Here is an 18,445-nt window from a genome sequence, read left to right on the forward strand (position 1 = left end):
CCGACATGTTTCACATCAAATCACTGGAACTGGTGCACTGGGATTACTGGCAGCGCATTAAAAATATTCCGCTCGATGCCAAGATCATCACCATTGCCGGACAAAACGGTTCAGGGAAAACCACGCTGCTCGACGCCTTGCGCACCTTGTTCGGACTGGAGTGTTCGATGGGCCGCTCCTATAAACATTACGCCCGCCATTCTGGCCAGCAAACGGCGTGGATACGCGCGGTCGTGGATAACAGCGCGGTCGGTCCGCAAATTTCTAACCGCCCTTTCCGCATGTCGGGTCTGTATGAAGACGAAGTCACCCTGTTTTGTAAAATAGAAAAAAATGGTGGCGACTGGAAACGTCAATACCTGATGCGCAGCGGCAAAACCGAGATCGAAGAAATTCAGGAAGCCAATGACTGGCTGGGCGTGGAAAGCTATCGCAAACGCCTGTCCCATGCTGGTTTATCCAATGCGATGGGCAAGGTACTCGCGCTCGAACAGGGCGAAACCGACAAGCTGTGCGAATACGCGCCACGACAATTACTCGACCTGGTATTCCAGGTATTTGGCGATAAAGAAGTGCTCGATGCCTATGATGATGCGAAACGCCATCAACGTGATACCGAAACCGAATTGCAACGCTTTGAGACGGAACTTGAAAGCGCGAAAACCAATCTCGAAGGCTTGCGTCTGCGCGTTGCCAATTATCATCAGTGGGAAGGCCTGAACAAAGAAAAACGCGATTTGCAGGAAGAGATTTTACCTACCCTGCAATATCACGAAGCACTGGCGCAAGCTGCGGCTACCAGCCAGTCGCTGCGCGCCAGCAAACGTTTTCTGACGACACAGGATCAGGCATTATCCGATCGTCGTCAGCAACTGGCGCAACAGGCACAACAGGTCAGTGAAGCCAGACAAGCAGAGGCCGCGCTGGAAGCAGAAGAATCTGCATTGCGTGAAAAACTGCAACAGATCAATGCCAAACTCAAGCCACAGGAAAGCCTGCTGGAACAAAAAGCACGACTGCAAAAATTAGCGGCCGAAGCAGATGCTGATGTCGCGCATATTGCCGATGATCTGGAAAAAAAAGAAGCCGAACTCTCACGTCTGAAATCAGAACGCGATGCCTTGAGCCAGCGGATTGCCAGCGACATGGATACCATTGCCGCGCTACAAGGAAAGTCGTCCCTCCCCGATCCAGAGAATGTGCGGCATATGCGCCGCGCATTGAACGATGCAGGTATCGCACATTGCATGTTGCCGGATATTGTTGAGGTCACCAACCCGCAATGGCAAGGCGCGGTCGAAGGTGTATTGCGTGCGTATACCTCGATCATCTTGCTCGATAAAGCCAGCGATGCGTCAGCGGCATATCGCATCGGTGAAAAACAAAAATACAGTCATTTTATTGTTCCAGACAGAATCAGCGCACCGGTTGTCAAAAACGGCAGCCTGCTATCAGTCATTAATTTTACGGCACAGGCACCGGCCTGGCTGATTGAGCAATTACAACGTATTGATACCGTTCTCTCGGTCGACGCGGGAATGAAACTGCCACGCTCACAAGAGTGGATTACACCGGATGCGTATCATTTTGAACGTCGCGGCGGACGCTCTTTATTTGTCGAAGCTTCACGCTACCGCTTTGGTCATGCAGGTCGCACACAACGTCTGGAAGCGTTGCAAAAATCCTTGCCGCGCCTGCAATCACAAGAAGATGTGCTGACCATGAACATCAGCAAACTTGCCGGTGACATCAGCGCGTACAAGGCGCGTCTGGCGGGTGTTGATGCGGCGAAAGAATTGAGTGCGCGGCATCCCGAGTTTGAAGAAGCGGCTCGCAATACACAACCGTTAAAGCAGCAGCGCATGGAAGTCGGCAGCCGCCTCGGAGAGATCGCGCCGCTATTGAAAGCAGCGACAGAACAACGCTCCGTCGCCCATCTGAAATGGGAACAGGCCAAGGCTGCTATCGCGGATGCAGAATCGCAATTAAGCACCTCCGAAAAACGCCACGCTGAAGAACGCCGGGTGCAGTTTGAAACGCTGAAGAGTATGCGCCACACCTGGCATACGCTACCACCAAACTGGAAGCGGGCCTCGCATCGCAAAGAACTGGTGGCGGAGCATGAAAACGTGCACCAGATAGAATTGCGTCTGCGCAGTCTCGCCAACAATCTGGCACGCGATGACTGGGAAACCGATGCCACCGTGGTGGATCAGTACACTCGTCTGAATGCCTTGTTACAAGGTCGCCAGGCAGAAACCGACGAGCGCCGCTATCAAAACAACCGCGCAATGGAGGCGACGATCAATGCCCGTGCCGCGTATATGGACAGGCTGCGTTTCACGATCAAAACGTATAGCAAAAATATCCGGCAACTCGGAGAACTGGCGGGTATTGAGGTACATACCGATCCGGTCAAACTCGAAAATGATGATATCCAGCTGGCACAAGCGGGTCTGCATGTGCGTTTCAAATTCGATGGAAAAGGCCCGATCGGCATGAACGATGGCGAAGCGTCGGGTGGTCAGCAAGTGATGAAATCACTGATTCTGTTGATTGGATTATTGAAATCAGAAGATGGCTCCGGCGGCTTTGTATTTATCGACGAACCGTTTGCTCATCTGGATATCCGTAACATTCAGCTAGTCGGTGAGTTTTTGAAAAACACCGATGCGCAATATCTGATGACCACACCGTTGACGCACAACACTGATGTCTATGATCCTTCAGAACTGACGCTGATCACCAGCAAAAAGAAAAAGGATACAGAATGGGCGCAACCGATTTTTGTATTGCAACGACGGACAGAAAAATCGCGTGATGCACGCGCCTGAGACTGTTCATTCCGGGATTCCGTAATTTCAGCATGAACACGATATCCGGAAACTCATCAGTGCGGACGCTTCTGCGCTGATGAGTGCAAATGCAATTGATGTAACTGGATAATTGCCTCGTGCGTTGGTGAGGCGATGGCATCTTTTAATGTGTAGATATCGAGCGCGTCATAAAAGGCTTGCTGGGCTTTATCCAGAATCGCTTTCAACTGACAATTCCCTTTCAGGCTGCAGGCTGGTTTGCTGCAATCAATCAACTCTGTATGGCCCTCTAGCTGGCGGATAATCTGCCCCAGCCGATAGGTGTGCGCTGCCTGCGCCAGCACCATGCCTCCGCCTTTACCGCGCGTCGTCACGATCCAGTTCTGCTGCGCCAGAAAATGAACGACCTTGACCAGATGATTGCGCGATACCGCAAACTGCTCCGCGATTTCACTGATGGTGACAGGCTCATCACGATCTGGATACGTCAGATAAATCAGTACACGTAATCCCAGATCAGTAAAGTGAGTAAGTTGCATGCGTTATCGTCTTTACGAAAATGGCAAAAAGAAAAAGAGATCAGGCCAGCGAGCGGAACATTACCGACATCAGTGACTTAGGCGGCTTAGGTGGCTTAGGTGGCTTAATTGAGATCACCGGGATCATTTAAGTCACCGTCTACCATCACCTGCCGGCCTGATAATATCTTCTATTATGCCGCAACACCACCGCTGCCAAAAGCTTCCATATGGATGCGCTGTGCATCAACACCCAGTGCTTTCAGGCTGGCAATCTGCGCCTGCATGAATGGCTTAGGACCGCATACGTAGTAGTCGGCCTGCGGTTGTATCGCATACTCTGCAATTGCCATCAGATCAATGCGACCTGTGCGATCGTAATCGCGGTCACGCACGTCCTGCTCGCGTGGTGTTTCGTAATAGACCGTGCTGTTCATGCCGGGATATTGCTGCTGTAATTCACGCACACGCTGCCTGAATGCATGAACACCACCATGACGGCATGCATGAATAAATTGCACCGACCGCGCTGGCTGCGTCTTTGCCAGATATTCCAACATCGATAATTTTGGTGTCACGCCCACACCGGCGCTGATCAGCACCACCGGGGTATCACGATCCTGATGCAGAAAATAATCGCCCATCGGTGGCGCAACATCAATCAACGCACCTTCAGCAATGCTGTCATGCAATACTTTCGACACCATACCGCCCGGCGTATTCGTGGCACCAGTTTCTTTTTTTACCGAGATACGCAGATAGGCATTACCAGGCGCCGCAGACAAACTGTATTGACGCGGCTGCATCAGTCCCAGTTCAGGCACCATCACCCGTACTGAAAGGTACTGGCCGGGACGATAATCCGGCACCACACCACCGTCGGCGGGTACCAGATAAAACGACGTAATTTCTTCACTCTCGGCCACTTTTTGTTGCACACGGAAACTACGCCAACCCGTCCAGCCACCATCCTGAGTCGCCGCCTGCTGATAAATTGCCTGTTCCTGAGCGATCAGAATGTCGGCCAGTTGCCCATAAGCAGCAGCCCAGGCGGCAATCAGCTCATCGTTGGCGGCGTCACCTAACACTTCGCGGATGGATGCCAACAAATGCTTACCGACGATAGGATAATGTTCAGCACGTATTCCCAGACTGGCATGCTTATTCGCGACCATCGTCAATACCGGCTGTAAGACACCGGGGTTCTCGATGTGTTCAGCATATGCCAGCACGGCCATGGCCAACGCCTGCTGCTGGCTACCGTTTTGCTGATTGCCCTGATTGAAGATGGATTTCAATTCAGGATTATGGGTGAACATGCGTGCATAAAAATGACGCGTCAGTGTCACACCATGCTCCCGAAGCACAGGTATCGTCGCTTTGATCAACTCTTTGGTCGGCATGTCCAGCATAAAAATCCTTTTTAAATATATTTAAAATGCATGTTTAAAAACAAAAAAATGACCTGCTTTCTTGCTGAACACGATGAAACATCCTGATGCTCCGTCATCACCAAGACGGACAAAAACTGAGGATACAATCAGCGAAGAATAAAAACAGGTGACGGGAAATATCTTACCCGATTAAATATGTATTTTCAATATACCTTTAAAATCACCACAAATAGTTAATGCCTGCTAATCCCTGCCGATCCTGTTAATACCCGAAAATACCCGAATCAAATACCTGACTCAGTCAGCTGCACACGGTCAGCGACTGAATCATGCATATCGATGGATTGATCAACACATCAGCGCACCGGCAATTTGCCATGCACCCGAACACCGCTCAGCGCACCATCGTTGGGGGAGTATACAATCGGGCAGTTCACAATAATCGGTGTGGGCACGAGATCAATGCGTCTCTTTTCTTCTGCTTCCAATATTTCTTCTTCAGAATGCAGTACGTGTGGCGTCACACCAGTGCGCCATGTCACCATATAGACCTGCCATAAGGGAGTATAAGAATCGCTGGTACTACGCGCCCCCAGTGGTTCTGGTGCGGAACCAAAAACACTTCCCTGCTCTGCGTTGGTAAATTTATACACACGGTCAAGTGCAGATGGTTGCCCTGGCTGCCCGGGTTGCGCAGGTTGAGGCGCCCTGATCAGCGCCGACAAACGCGGTACATAATTGGTACCAGTTTGTTGCGCCATCGCCTGATCCGACATGTCAGTTGAAATGTAATACAACAATTTCCCCTGATACCAACCTGCCAACAAAGGTAATTCGACTGTCGGCGCGGCAGATGCCGCAGTTGCAGCAGTTGCAGCAGTTGCGCCCTTCACCGCACGTGATTTAACGGCATCAGCAGCAAAGCCCTGGCTGATCGACAAACTCAATGCACAGATGCTGAGAAGTATTCGCATATCGTCCTTGGTCATGAATGAACTGTGATAAAAATAAAGTAAGGGCAACATATCACTCAGCTAGCAGCCACCCAACCATCCAGCCATAGTATCGCCATCAGGCGCAACGTAACTGCCAACAGTCTCTTGGTCGCCTGCACCCACTATTTCCTTACAATACCGGTATCCGACATACTACTCTGGATGCGAGACGTCTTTGCGGGCAGTTACATGCTGGAGTGCGGGTGCAGATGTAAGCGGTGTTCATTGGCTTCCAGCGCTGTCTGGCAAGCGATGCAGCGCTCGGCTGTTGGCTCGGCCTGCAAGCGTACAAAAGGAATCGTCTCGCCGCATTCGATACAGACATCCGAGACATTTTCGCTCAGGCGGGCACGGGCACGCTGCAAGGCTTGCCACTCTGTATGCTGATGCAGATACTGGGCAACAGCATCGTGACTAAGTACGTCGGCAATGGCATCATCGCCAGCACCAGCTTCCACCTGAAAATATTGCGGCTGATGACGACGTAATTCGTCATGAATCTGTTGTTGCAAAGCGGCGAGTGCCTGCGTCAGTTGCTGTTGTTCGTTGGATGTCAGACTCATGCTTGCTCCAGAAGTGAGAAATATAAAAAAATATTGCCGCATATTGCAATGAATACGGTAAGGAATACGGCAACATCCCTTACAGCTCAAGCCTAAAGCAAACAAGCGACGTCCTTTTGATACCGCGCAATTTTTCCCGGCAAAATCAGATCATCAGACATTTTCCTGAAATAATATTGCAGTATTCTTGCACGAATCATTATCAAACCGTTCATGAATAGAAAGTTCCTGTTCACTTCCGGCCGATTTCTCATGAATTTTCATGAGTTTCACGAATATTTAAATTACTGATATCTGATTTCCCCTAGTCCTCTACCTCATCTACCTCATCTACCACGATAGCGACAATCCTCCTATGAAAATGCGTACTCCCACGACGTGGCATGCCATGCGCCGCACTGTTTTACATCTTTGCATCACCACCGCAGCCGCCTCCTGCACTCTCACAGCATTGCCATTGATGGCAGCCGAAAAACCTGCGCAGCCCAAGCTGGTCGTGGTGCTGGTGGTTGATGGACTGCCACAGGAGCAGGTCGTGCGCTATCGTGACCAGTTTGGCCAGGGAGGATTGCGCCGCCTGCTCGATCAAGGTGCCTGGTTCAGCGATGCTCATCAGGCGCATGGCGTGACCGTGACGGCTGTCGGACATTCCGCCATACTGACTGGTGCCTATCCCTATCAGCACGGCATTATCGGTAATAACTGGATTGATCCCAAAACACTGGCGTCCGTGTATTGCACCGAAGATCGCAACAATACCTACATCGGGGAAGAAACCAAACCCAGCGACGGTACATCTCCTGCGAATTTAAAAGTCAGCACACTTGGTGATGAGCTGCGTTATGCCACCGGTAAGCAATCGAAGGTGATCACGGTTTCCGGCAAGGATCGTGGCGCGATCCTGCTGGCAGGAAAAACCGGCACTGCGTATATGTACATGGATAAAACCGGCAATTTCGCCAGCTCAACCTACTACATGCAAAACCATCCGCAATGGGTGCAAAGCTATCAGGCGAGCAAGCCACAAGACCGTTTTTACGGCAAAGAATGGCGTCCGTTACTGGCAGACTATGCTTATGTGAACGATGTACGGGATGATCTGCCATCAGGCACGGCGGCAAGTACGGGCAAACAAGATCGTTTCCCGTTTCCGTATTACAGCGAAAATGGCAAACCCGATGCTGACTATTACAACAAGCTGAAAACCGGCCCGTATCTGGATGAACTGACGCTGGACTTTGCCCGTGCTGCCATCGAAGGAGAGCAGCTTGGTAAAAATCCGGCAGCGGTACCCGATGTGCTGGGCGTGAGTTTGTCGAGCCATGATTACGTCAATCATGCCTACGGTCCGGAAAGCAAAATGTCGCATGATCACCTGCAAAGACTGGATCGCCTGCTGGCAAATTTCTTTAGCTATCTGGATAAGCGCGTGGGTCTGGATAATACGCTGGTCGTATTCACTGCCGATCATGGCTTTCCGAATGTACCTGAATTTTCACAAGCAAATAAATTTGATGCCAAGCGCCTGGATTTTAAAAATAATCTGACTGCATTGAATAAACAACTGGCAGAACAATTCGGCGTTGAACAACTGGTGTCCAAATGGTCGGCGCCAAGTATTTTGCTGAACTATGCCCTGATCGATAAAAAGAATCTGAAGCATGAAGATGTCGAAAACGCTGTCGCCCGTTTTGCCATGAACACAGACGGTATTGCCCATGCCTTCACACGCACACAACTCGAAAATGGCAACGTGCCGGCAACTCGTATTGGCAAGCTGATGCAACGTTCCTGGCACCGCCAGTTATCTGGCGATGTCGTGCTGGTGACCAAACCTTACTGGTATTTTGGCAGCGGCAACAGCGGTACATCGCATGGGTCTCCTTACACTTACGATACAAATGTGCCACTGATGCTGATGGGGAAATCCTGGATAAAACCAGGCAATTATCCGCAGTACGCAGAAGTGATGGATATCGCTCCGACACTCGCACATCTGCTGCATGTACGCCCACCATCCGGATCTGAAGGACGGATTCTGGCAGAAACACTGCGCTGATCTGCTGGCAGTTGTTGTTCACTCCCACGCAAAAAAAGCCGCATGAAGTTTCATGCGGCTTTTTTATTTTTGATGATATCGGGCTTACACAAATGATCAGCGCTCGCCTGCCACCAATATCGATTAACTCTGCCGGTAATTATTCAACATCTTGTAATGACGGCTGTACAGCGCAAATAACGCCGCAGCCAATAGCGCAAATCCGGCAAAGAAAAACATCTGAAATGCGGTAACGCTGATCCCCGTCGTCTTAATCTGTGCCGTCACTGCATTGCTCTTAACACTGGAATTTGCCAGCAGCACCCACAGATTACCAATGGTGACGGATAAATTCCAAAAACTCATGATCACGCCTTTCATTGCCAATGGAGCCTGACTATAAGCAAACTCCAGCCCGGTTGCCGACACCAGCACTTCGCCAAACGTCAGTAAGGCATACGGCAAAATCTGCCAGGTAATCGACAAGGCATTTCCACCATCAATGGCGAGCTGCATAAAGCCGACGACAATCCAGGCAATTCCGGAAAAAGCAATGCCCAGCCCCATACGACGCAACGCAGTCAGTTCAACACCCATCCGCTTGAGCAACGGATACAAAATGAGATTATTGAAAGGAATCAGCAACATCACCAGCATGGGATTAAGCGCCTGCATTTGTGCGGACTGGAACCAGGATGGCTTGGTCATCTGGTCTGCCTGCAACACCCACGTGGAGGCCTTCTGATCAAATAAAGACCAGAACGGTGTGACCAGCGCAAACACCACCAGAATACGCAGCACGGAACGCACGCCATCAACGGCTTCATCCGGGTGAAAGCCGCGCGCCCGTTCCAGTTGCAGCCAAGCTCCCATGCCCCCAAAACCCAGCACCAGTACCAATGCCAGACAAAGCGCTGCGACAATGCCGATGCCAGGAATCAGAAACAAAGAAGCCAAAGCCAATCCAGCGCCCAAAATCGCAATGAAATAACCTGTTCGTGCCTGTCCCGGCACCTGAATACTCAATGCAGTACGCACGACATTCAAAAACGAATGCGGATTTTTTGCCACGGGTGCCACGTGCACATATTGGTGACGCCCACTCCAGAAAACGATGGTGGCGATCAACATCAACAATCCCGGAATCCCGAAAGCGATACTGGCACCGAATTGCTTAAGAAAAATGGGCATCAGTAAGGAGGCAAAGAAAGAACCAAAATTGATGATCCAGTAAAAGCCATCAAATACCTTTTGCGCTAATTTCCTGTTGGACTGATCGAACTGGTCGCCAACAAACGATGTCACCAATGGCTTGATACCGCCAGAGCCAAGTGCGATCAGAAACAAGCCTGTATAAAATCCTTGCCGGTTGTTTTCAAATAAGGCCAGACAGGCATGTCCGCAGCAATACACCAGACTCAGCCAGAATACCGTGTTGTACTTGCCATAAAACCGGTCCGCCAGCCAACCGCCCAGCAAGGGGAAAAAATACACGCCAATCACAAAGGTATGAAACACCTCCTTCGCCATGCCTGCCCGCATACTTTCCGGCATCGACAACAACAGGCTGGTGATCAGAAACGGTGTCAGAATATTGCGCATGCCATAAAAGCTGAAACGCTCACATCCCTCGTTGGCGATAATGTAAGGAATCTGCGGTGGCATTATTGCCTTGTCAGTATGGTCAGCATGATGTGCAGGCTGGGTCATCATTTCTCCTGTAGATTTGTCTTTGCACGATAGGCAAACAAATGTAATAAGCATCGAAGCCGATGGACTTTCGATGCCAGTTAGTATGTGCTGCCGCAATGGATAATCACAGCAACAGAGAGCGAAGTATCCGGATTTGAAAACGGAACGTCAAGCCTGGGGCTGGCCTCGTGCAGATCCCATGACAGAGTACATCGTGAGCATCGCTGCACTGACATTGAAGCTCGCCAACAACTCGCGTGATCATATTATTGCTACCAGTGAGCGCACCATACGTTGGAATAGTGGGCATATGCAGAGGAACTGCGTCGTTCAAAGACAATCAGATTAACATTAGCAAGACAGATAACATTCGATGAAACACTCGAAAATAACATGGGCTGTCGTTTTTTTCAGTATGGCTTTCGGTCAAAGATGAATCAAAGAGTGCGCTACAGTAGCATCGCAAAAGCGTCGGTTTACTTGCATTTGCGGTGTAACTCCGGTAGTCTCGCGCCTCTTCCGCTGCTTGCTATTTTGTATTTCACTGTGTCTGAAACTGTAACGTCGCCTCTTGTTTTAATTGCCACTGATGTCTTTGGTCATACGCCTGCGGTGGCCGGTTTAGTGCGCCAGCTGGCCAGCCCTTGTCTGGTAGTCTCACCGTTTGAAATCGATGATGGAAGCATGCGTTCAGAACAGGATGCGTATCAGGCATTTATTGCCGGTGGAGGCGTTGCTCGTTTTGCCGAAAAAGTCAGTCAGCAGTTGCTCGAACATCAAACGACAATCCGGTATGCGATCGGGTTTAGTGCTGGAGCCAGTGCATTGTGGCTCAATAGTTCCAATGATCTGATGGCGCAGTTGCGTTGCGCGATGCTGTTTTATGGTTCACGCATACGAGACTACCGCCAGCTACAACCCACCTGTCCAGTACGTCTGGTTTTCCCAGAAAAAGAAGCCGCCTTCAAACCTGCCGATCTGGTCGCCGAGCTCAAACTGGCAGGACATCGCGCGGAAATTGCCAAAGGTACCTCGCACGGATTCATGAACTCCTACTCGCGTGGATCATGCGTTAAAACACAAACGCATTACATCAACGAACTGGTCGCTATGTTGCAACACCCCACATTGCGCTCTGCCGCCTGATCGCTGCCCACAAATTCCACAGCGGGAAGTTCAACGATTGAGTTTCCCAAGACCATCCCCTATACTTCGCAACGCGTGACACAATCACCGCCAAATACCTTTGAGCGTTCAAACGCGTTCAGGGGTCGTTGTATTGGTCAGATTATTGAGTTTGCTGAACTGACTGAAATCGTCTGACTGTTTTTTTTTGACATTATTACCTTAACCTATTTTTGCGGAATCGCCGCCACTGCCTACCAGGCAAGGTGCGCTCATCTTTCCGCGCGGAGCCATAAGCATGACCGCCTTTGTATTTAACGAAATCAATTTCGACAACCACGAACAGGTTGTCTTCGCCTCAGAAGCCAAATCTGGCCTGAAAGCCATTATCGCGATCCACAACACCCATCTTGGCCCGGCCATGGGCGGTTGCCGTATGTGGAACTACGCCAGCGAAGCCGATGCCGTACGCGATGTACTGCGCCTCTCGCGTGGCATGACATATAAGAACGCAGTTGCCGGCCTGCCTATCGGCGGCGGAAAAAGTGTCATTATTGGCGATCCCAAAACAGAAAAGAGTCCTGCACTGTTTGAAGCACTGGGCGAAGCACTGGAGCGCCTTGGTGGCCGGTACGTGACTGCCGAAGATGTCGGCACCAGTCCGGCAGATATGGCGAATGTTGCCGCAAAAACCAGCTATGTTGCTGGTCTGGGCGATCGCGGAGATCCATCGCCGTTCACCGCGCTCGGTTGCTTCGTTGGCGCGCAGGCGGCAGTCAAGCATCGCTTTGGGCGCGACAGCATGGAAGGACTGACGGTCGCGTTACAGGGTCTGGGACATGTCGGATACGACTATGCACGTCGCCTGAAACAAGCGGGGGCAAAACTCGTTGTCGCAGATATCGATCAGGCAGCATTGCAACGCGCCCAGGACGAACTTGGCGCAGAGGTTGTCGACATTCATGCCATTTACGATGTCAATGCTGACATTTACGCGCCATGTGCCCTCGGTGCCACCGTCAATGCGGACACCATACAACGCCTGAAAGCCAAGGTGATTGCTGGTGCAGCCAATAATCAACTGGCATCGGCCGATCTGGGTGATGTGTTGCGCCGTAAAGAAATTCTGTATGCACCGGATTTCGTCATCAACGCAGGTGGCATCATCAAGGTATGTTATGAATATCTGAATACGCCAGAAGACGGCATGGATGCGCATGTTCGTCGCATCGGCGAAACCTTAACGGAAATTTTTGTTCGTGCCGATGTCGAAGGTATGGCAACCAGCATCATTGCTGACCAGATCGCCGAAGCCCGATTTAAACAATAATCAGTGACAGCAATCTGAATGGCGTGTCAGCGCAACTTGCAGTGTGCGCTGACACGCCATTCAGCATGGGATACAAGGAGTAACAGGGGATAGCATGGGAAACACCGGATATGCCCGATACAACATATATCCGCCACACATTTGCTGTCAATGATCAAACAACAGTTGACCCATATCCATCAGTCTGCCTGAACCGCCTATTCCAAGGAATATGATACGACCTGCCTTCAGGTTGGCATCCAGCGCGCATTTTGTAACACCACCCGGTAGCCATCCGGATCGGAAAACGTTCGCCCTTTATCGTCCCAATAAGGATTCAGCGATTGGACTGCCAGAAATCCAGCCGCCGACATCCGGTCGCACGCAGATTGCCATTCCTGTGCATCGGCAATATATAACACCAGCAAATCCTCGGCGGTCGGTTGCGGCGTGACAGAATGCCGCCGACAGTAGGTCAGTTCTAAATGATAGGGTAATCCCTCAGATCCGACGATCACACCATCAAACCCCTGATGGTCGACAAATGTGCTTAACACCATCCACTGCAAACCCTCACAATACATCGCACTGCTGCGCTGAAGATGAGTCACGGGGCGGGCAATTCTGAGTTGATATAAAGTGGATTTCATGATGAATACGGGTTTACATTAAACTTGCAGAAAAATTTATGTCATGCACAATGTGTGTGTATGAAGAGACAATTCTCACTTCAATATCTGCGCAGAAGTAATAAAAATAGCGCTTGATTTATAATAGCGGCGATAAAAAGAACAAAAAACACATAAAAATTACATCAATTCTGTTATTCAGACAGGTAATTGATTAAAAAATGACTATTATTGCTCGTCAGATTGGTATTTCATCTGCCAAAAACGAGTTATCCAATCCTGACATAATGACACTTCCGGACTCTTCTTCCTTTCGCAATGACTATGCTAAAAAGCGTTCGTCCCTGACATTATTTGCGATTCTTTTTGTTACGCTGGTCTGCCTTTCTTTTGTGGCCCTTGATGGCTGGCGAAGCTGGGAAGCCAGAAAAAATCAATTGCAGGAGATGGAAGTATCCACATTTAATATGGCACGTGCGATTGCCCAGCATGCAGACGACACCATCAAAGGTGCAGATACTGCACTGATTGGCATGGTGGAGCGAATCGAAAAAGATGGAACCCGCCCCGCAGCACTGAAGCGCCTCCACCTTTTTCTGGCAATGCGGGTGGAGTCATTGCCGCAATTGAATGGTTTATTCATCTTTGATGAACAAGGTCGTTGGATGGTGCATTCTCAGCCGACCACACCAGTGCATGCCAACAATGCTGATCGTGATTACTTCCTTTATCATCGTAACCAGCAAGATTCCCGACCTTATATCGGTTTGCCGATCAGAAGCCGTTCTACCGGCGCATGGATCATTACCTTATCACGCCGAATTAATCATCCGGATGGCAGTTTTGCCGGTGTCGCACTAGCGACGATCAGTATTGATTATTTCAATAAATTTTATGACCGTTTCAACGTTGGTGAAGCGGGGGCGATTGTGCTGGCATCAGACGCCGGTGTATTACTGACGCGCAGGCCACTGCTGGCAGACTCCATCGGTAAAGACATGACTGAAACTACTTTGTTTCATGAATACATGCGCAAAAGAACCTTTGGTTCGTTTACCGTCAAATCGGCACAAGATGGCGTACGGCGACTGAATAGTTTCCGCCATCTGGAACAATATCCCCTGTTTATTTCAGCCGCTTTATCGGAAGATGAAATACTGGCACATTGGCGCACGGATACGTATCTTCATGCTGCCGGTGTCATTGTTTTACTGATTGCTCAGGGGGCATTTGGATTTCATCTGATACGTCAGATTAAATTACGGGCGGATGCAGAAAACGAACTTGTCGAGGCGCATACTGCCCTGAAAAAAGTCAATCAACAACTCGAAAAATTATCGTTCCAGGATGGATTAACCGGCCTTGCTAACCGGCGCCACTTTGATCTGGTGTTAAGTGAAGAATTTCGCCGGGCAACGCGCAACAACCGGCCACTTGCGCTGATCATGATTGACGTTGATCATTTCAAGCAATTCAATGATATGTATGGCCATACTGAAGGTGATGAATGCCTGCGTAAAATTTCCATGGTCATTCTGAAAGCCCCCCTACGTTCAGCAGATCTGGCAGCGCGTTATGGTGGCGAAGAAATGTGTCTGATTTTGCCTGATACCGATGTGAAAGGTGCCCTGGAAGTCGCAGAAAAAATCCGCATCGCCATTCAGGATCTGCAGATTCCACATAGCAGCAGTCAGGCAGGGATCGTCACGGTGAGCGCTGGCGTCAGCGCAATGACGCCGGTACGTCACGTCAATCTGCCGCTGGAATTAGTCAATCTGGCTGACCATGCGTTATATGCTGCCAAAAATAACGGCCGTAATCGCAGTATGACACTGTAAATGAGTCATCTCAGAAAATCGTCCTGACTCACATTTGTTGCGCCACGACCAGCGTACTTCTGTACTCATGTCACTCCATATCACTTCATATCACTACATGCGTTACATGGTTTTGATGTACTGAATCCACGACAACCTGCAGTCCAGGCGAATGGCAGAAATAAAGAGATGAAGGCGAGAGACGAAAGCGAAATGCGAAGACCGATATGACACGGCCTTCGCTGTGATCGGTGCTATGCATCCACAACCGCAAAGCGATTTCTGCCGTTTTCCTTTGCGCTGTACAACGCCATATCACTGCGTGACAGCGGTGCATCCACATTAAGGTCGTCACTCGTCATCATGGTAATGCCGATACTGACTGTCACCGAAATCAGGTTGTGGTTTGTTTTGATGGGACTGTCCAACAGTTGCTTTTGTATGCGTTGCGCAAACATTTGTGCATCATCGATATCAGCACCTGAGAGAATCACAGCAAACTCTTCGCCACCAACGCGCCCTGCAGAATCACTTTTACGCAAAGCATTGTGCAAAATGGCAGCAAAATGTTTCAGCACCATATCGCCAACGGCATGACCGTAGGTATCGTTGATGACTTTAAAATAATCCAGATCGCACATTAAGACTGCACATGGCTTGCTGTTCGAACGCTGTATGCGCGCCAACTCCTGCTCCATACGTCCCATGAAATAGCGGCGGTTTGGCATCTGCGTTAGAAAATCGATCGTGGCAAATTCCTGCAGTTCACTCTCGATACGTTTGTGCTCGGTGACATCCGTAATCAATCCGTGCCATAAGGTGCCACCGTCCGGCAACCGCCGTGGTCGCGCGACCATCTGGCGCCAGCGCAAACCCTGTTGCGGCAAGCTGACACGGTATTCCAGATGTAAGTGCTGTAATGCTTCGGCAGAATTCATGATGGCAGTACGGTAGTGATCGAGATCATCTGCATGTATCAGACTATGTATGCGCTCCACACTGTTTTCCATTTGCATCTGCTCAGGCGTCAACTCATAAATATCGCGCACACCTTCGCTGACGTACGAAAAATATTCGTCGCCATCGGGAGACAAACGATACTGATACGCTAATCCAGGGACTTCGTTGGTCAGACAGGTCACCAGATCGACACTTTCTTGCAGACTCTCGGACAACATCCGCATGGTAGTGATATCGGTCGTGGTTCCTATCATACGCAACGGCTTGCCATTTTCATCACGACTCACGACTTTGCCACGACTCGATATCCAGCGATAACTACCGTCCTTGCAACGCACACGGTGCTCTACTGCATATTGTTTCGTTCTGCCGTCAAAGTGGGCCTGCATGGTGGCTCTGACCGCCGCCAAATCATCCGGATGCACTCGTTGATAGCTGTCCTCAATATGATGCGACACTTCGTGCTCGGCATAGCCAAGCAAGGCTTTCCAGCCCGGAGAATAATGAATTTCACCGGTGACGATATTCCTGTCCCAGATGCCTGTAGCACTCCCCTCGATTGCTAATGCCATGCGTGACATGCTGTCTTCACTCTGCCTTGCGGCCAGGGTCGCTGTCAGAATTTTCCGCTGTTGCCGGTCATGTGCCACGGGCATGACTGCCAGTCTCGCGGTTTCGGTAATCAGTTGATGTTGTTCCGGGCTGAGCGTCTGCGCTGCGGACACAAAAACAAATAGCATACCGAACATCGTTTCATTGCTATTTAACAGCGGCAGTACGACACGCGGACTTAACTGAAATTGCTCTGCGATCTGCGTCAGTTGCTGCCAATGCGAACTCTGCTCCAGCGTCTGTGAAAGATGTTCGTGGCTGTCGGCATCGGAATTCAATCCTGTACCATTTTCAGAGAGGTGTCTGATCGCCTGTACACACTCGGGATGCAAGCCGGAAACAATGAACTGTGTCTTGTCACCCGGCTGATCTTCTTCAGGAAACAGCAAAATAGCCGCCGATAAACTATCGTCCTGTTCTTCTATGCCGCGAATCAGCAATTCCAGGGTCGAGGTCAGCGGGGCATTACGGAGAATATTGGCCACAGTTGCCCGGTACATAGCCAGCATTTGCTGCTCATGATCAAGGCGCATAGTAAAAGTTTCCAGGCTCATATAAAGGGTAGGTGTCCATCAATATGCATGGGTAGTATGCGACTCTGTCTGCATCATGCCTGTGCGAAATGGCTGCCTGTTGCCGACACTCTGCAACACCACGGTACATCAGGTCATTCAATGTTTACGCTGACAGGTCATCATATACTAAAGCCAAGATTGATGAATGCACACCATTGATTTTATATGTGCCATCCGGCACACAGCAACACAGATACCCGACCAACAAAGCCATTGCAGGTGCTGACAGCACAGGACAATTTTTTCGATACACATATCATCTAAACATCTCCATGCTACTCCGCTCATTTAATATTTATTTACACTTCATCTTCCATTAATTTTCTTTTTATGCGATTACTTCCCTTACCGAACAAAATAATACTCCCTCCGAGTATTATTTTTCTGCACTTTATTTACAATGACTGACGGCCAGTTTTCCTCTAAAATGGGGGGAGTATATTTTAGATGCCCTACCAAAGAGCATTCATTCAGAACCTGAATCAAGGACAATTCAAGCGAATATCCGGCATTGCTTATCAACAAAGGCATAAGGACTCATGTCGTAAAAGAAGTACAATTCTTTGTCACTCCCCCGCTCATAGCAACCCGGCAACGGCGAAGTAGCACCTTGAAGAGGTATTACACGCGCCTTGCAGATGCTTGTCGCTACATCGAGACAACACAACGACGCTAGCAACAAGGACAGACGGCGAGTACCCAAGACCTGCTTACTATCGCCAGGAGTAACCGACAAAGTCCCTGACGACATTTTTATTTCAATGATCATGACGATATTGCACACACAACGCCTGCGTCTGGAACCAATTCAAGACACCCATCTCGATGGCCTTTTCCGTCTTAACAGCGATCCCGAAGTCATGCGCTACATCACCGGCAAAGCCGAAACGCGCGAAGAGACCATCGCCATGATAGAGCGCGTCAAAGCACGCTGGCTGGAATGGGGATACTCGTGGTGGAGCCTGATCGACACCAGCAGCAACGACCTGATCGGCGCAGGCTGCATACAGCATCTGGGGCGAGATGCAGCGAACCCGCTAGAAATCGGCTGGCGTCTGCGTAAGGACTGCTGGGGAAAAGGTTACGCATTCGAAGCAGCCAACAGAATGGCAACCTTTGCTTTTGATACGCTCGAAGGCAAAGAACTGGTCGCCATTTGCGACCCAGAAAATACCGCATCGGCCCATGTCATGAAGAAGCTGGGCATGCTGTATCGTGGAATCGAACGCTGGCACGACATGGATACCTCGGTCTATGGCATCAGCCGCGAGCAATGGTTTGCCAGGAACACAAAGTAAAACAAGCATCTACAGCGCTGGCCGCAGGTTGGGGATGATCGTGGTTATTGTGCTGATTACAACACTGATTAGAACACTGGTCAGGAAGCTGAATATGACGCACA

The 18,445-nt window shown here is 50.0% G+C and carries 14 protein-coding genes; 6 read left to right on the forward strand and 8 right to left on the reverse strand.

The features are described from left to right. Positions 1–5 precede the first annotated feature (5 nt). Positions 6–2,834, forward strand: coding sequence for an ATP-binding protein (locus ACO0LB_RS04225; RefSeq protein WP_423046808.1), 2,829 nt, complete (start codon positions 6–8; stop codon positions 2,832–2,834). A gap of 56 nt (positions 2,835–2,890) precedes the next feature. Here ACO0LB_RS04225 and ACO0LB_RS04230 read toward each other — a convergent pair whose 3' ends face one another. The 4 genes from ACO0LB_RS04230 to ACO0LB_RS04245 all read right to left on the reverse strand — a co-directional run bounded on the left by ACO0LB_RS04230 (position 2,891) and on the right by ACO0LB_RS04245 (position 6,286). Further along, positions 2,891–3,355, reverse strand: a complete 465-nt coding sequence (locus tag ACO0LB_RS04230; protein WP_423046810.1) for an RrF2 family transcriptional regulator — start codon at positions 3,353–3,355, stop codon at positions 2,891–2,893. A gap of 173 nt (positions 3,356–3,528) precedes the next feature. Further along, the gene (gene hmpA, locus ACO0LB_RS04235; RefSeq protein ID WP_423046812.1) at positions 3,529–4,746 is read right to left on the reverse strand and encodes an NO-inducible flavohemoprotein; all 1,218 of its coding nucleotides are present in this window, start codon (positions 4,744–4,746) and stop codon (positions 3,529–3,531) included. 338 nt (positions 4,747–5,084) lie between these two features. Beyond that, complete coding sequence (locus ACO0LB_RS04240; RefSeq protein WP_423046814.1) at positions 5,085–5,702, reverse strand: DUF7482 domain-containing protein; 618 nt, start codon at positions 5,700–5,702, stop codon at positions 5,085–5,087. Positions 5,703–5,908: 206 nt separating this feature from the next. Beyond that, a complete protein-coding gene (locus tag ACO0LB_RS04245) occupies positions 5,909–6,286 on the reverse strand; it encodes a TraR/DksA family transcriptional regulator (RefSeq protein WP_423046816.1) in 378 nt (125 codons plus the stop codon). A 361-nt stretch (positions 6,287–6,647) separates the two neighbouring features. Between ACO0LB_RS04245 and ACO0LB_RS04250 the strand changes: the two genes are divergently transcribed. Then, positions 6,648–8,345 (forward strand): alkaline phosphatase family protein, encoded by a 1,698-nt coding sequence (locus ACO0LB_RS04250; protein WP_423046818.1) that lies wholly within the window; start codon positions 6,648–6,650, stop codon positions 8,343–8,345. A gap of 123 nt (positions 8,346–8,468) precedes the next feature. On the opposite strand, the gene ACO0LB_RS04255 is transcribed toward ACO0LB_RS04250, so the two are convergent. Further along, complete coding sequence (locus ACO0LB_RS04255; RefSeq protein ID WP_423046820.1) at positions 8,469–10,037, reverse strand: oligopeptide:H+ symporter; 1,569 nt, start codon at positions 10,035–10,037, stop codon at positions 8,469–8,471. Positions 10,038–10,562: 525 nt separating this feature from the next. Between ACO0LB_RS04255 and ACO0LB_RS04260 the strand changes: the two genes are divergently transcribed. Then, positions 10,563–11,162: a hypothetical protein gene (locus ACO0LB_RS04260; RefSeq protein ID WP_423046822.1), complete on the forward strand. Its 600-nt coding sequence runs from the start codon at positions 10,563–10,565 to the stop codon at positions 11,160–11,162. A gap of 277 nt (positions 11,163–11,439) precedes the next feature. Next, on the forward strand, positions 11,440–12,471 hold the full coding sequence (locus ACO0LB_RS04265; RefSeq protein WP_423046823.1) for a Leu/Phe/Val dehydrogenase: 1,032 nt from the start codon (positions 11,440–11,442) through the stop codon (positions 12,469–12,471). A 227-nt stretch (positions 12,472–12,698) separates the two neighbouring features. Here ACO0LB_RS04265 and ACO0LB_RS04270 read toward each other — a convergent pair whose 3' ends face one another. Further along, the gene (locus ACO0LB_RS04270; RefSeq protein WP_423046825.1) at positions 12,699–13,100 is read right to left on the reverse strand and encodes a VOC family protein; all 402 of its coding nucleotides are present in this window, start codon (positions 13,098–13,100) and stop codon (positions 12,699–12,701) included. Positions 13,101–13,300: 200 nt separating this feature from the next. Here ACO0LB_RS04270 and ACO0LB_RS04275 point away from each other — a divergent pair, with 200 nt between their 5' ends. Further along, entirely contained in the window at positions 13,301–14,917 is a 1,617-nt protein-coding gene (locus ACO0LB_RS04275) for a sensor domain-containing diguanylate cyclase (RefSeq protein ID WP_423046827.1), read from the forward strand. Between the two features lie 233 nt (positions 14,918–15,150). On the opposite strand, the gene ACO0LB_RS04280 is transcribed toward ACO0LB_RS04275, so the two are convergent. Beyond that, positions 15,151–17,001 (reverse strand): sensor domain-containing diguanylate cyclase, encoded by a 1,851-nt coding sequence (locus tag ACO0LB_RS04280; RefSeq protein ID WP_423046829.1) that lies wholly within the window; start codon positions 16,999–17,001, stop codon positions 15,151–15,153. 535 nt (positions 17,002–17,536) lie between these two features. Then, entirely contained in the window at positions 17,537–17,812 is a 276-nt protein-coding gene (locus tag ACO0LB_RS04285) for a hypothetical protein (protein ID WP_423046830.1), read from the reverse strand. Here ACO0LB_RS04285 and ACO0LB_RS04290 point away from each other — a divergent pair. After that, the gene (locus tag ACO0LB_RS04290; RefSeq protein ID WP_423046832.1) at positions 17,811–18,341 is read left to right on the forward strand and encodes a GNAT family N-acetyltransferase; all 531 of its coding nucleotides are present in this window, start codon (positions 17,811–17,813) and stop codon (positions 18,339–18,341) included. The two genes, ACO0LB_RS04285 and ACO0LB_RS04290, sit on opposite strands and share 2 nt — an antisense overlap. The last annotated feature ends 104 nt before the right edge of the window (positions 18,342–18,445 follow it).

This window comes from Undibacterium sp. SXout7W, from assembly GCF_049339385.1.
GTDB lineage: Bacteria > Pseudomonadota > Gammaproteobacteria > Burkholderiales > Burkholderiaceae_D > Undibacterium.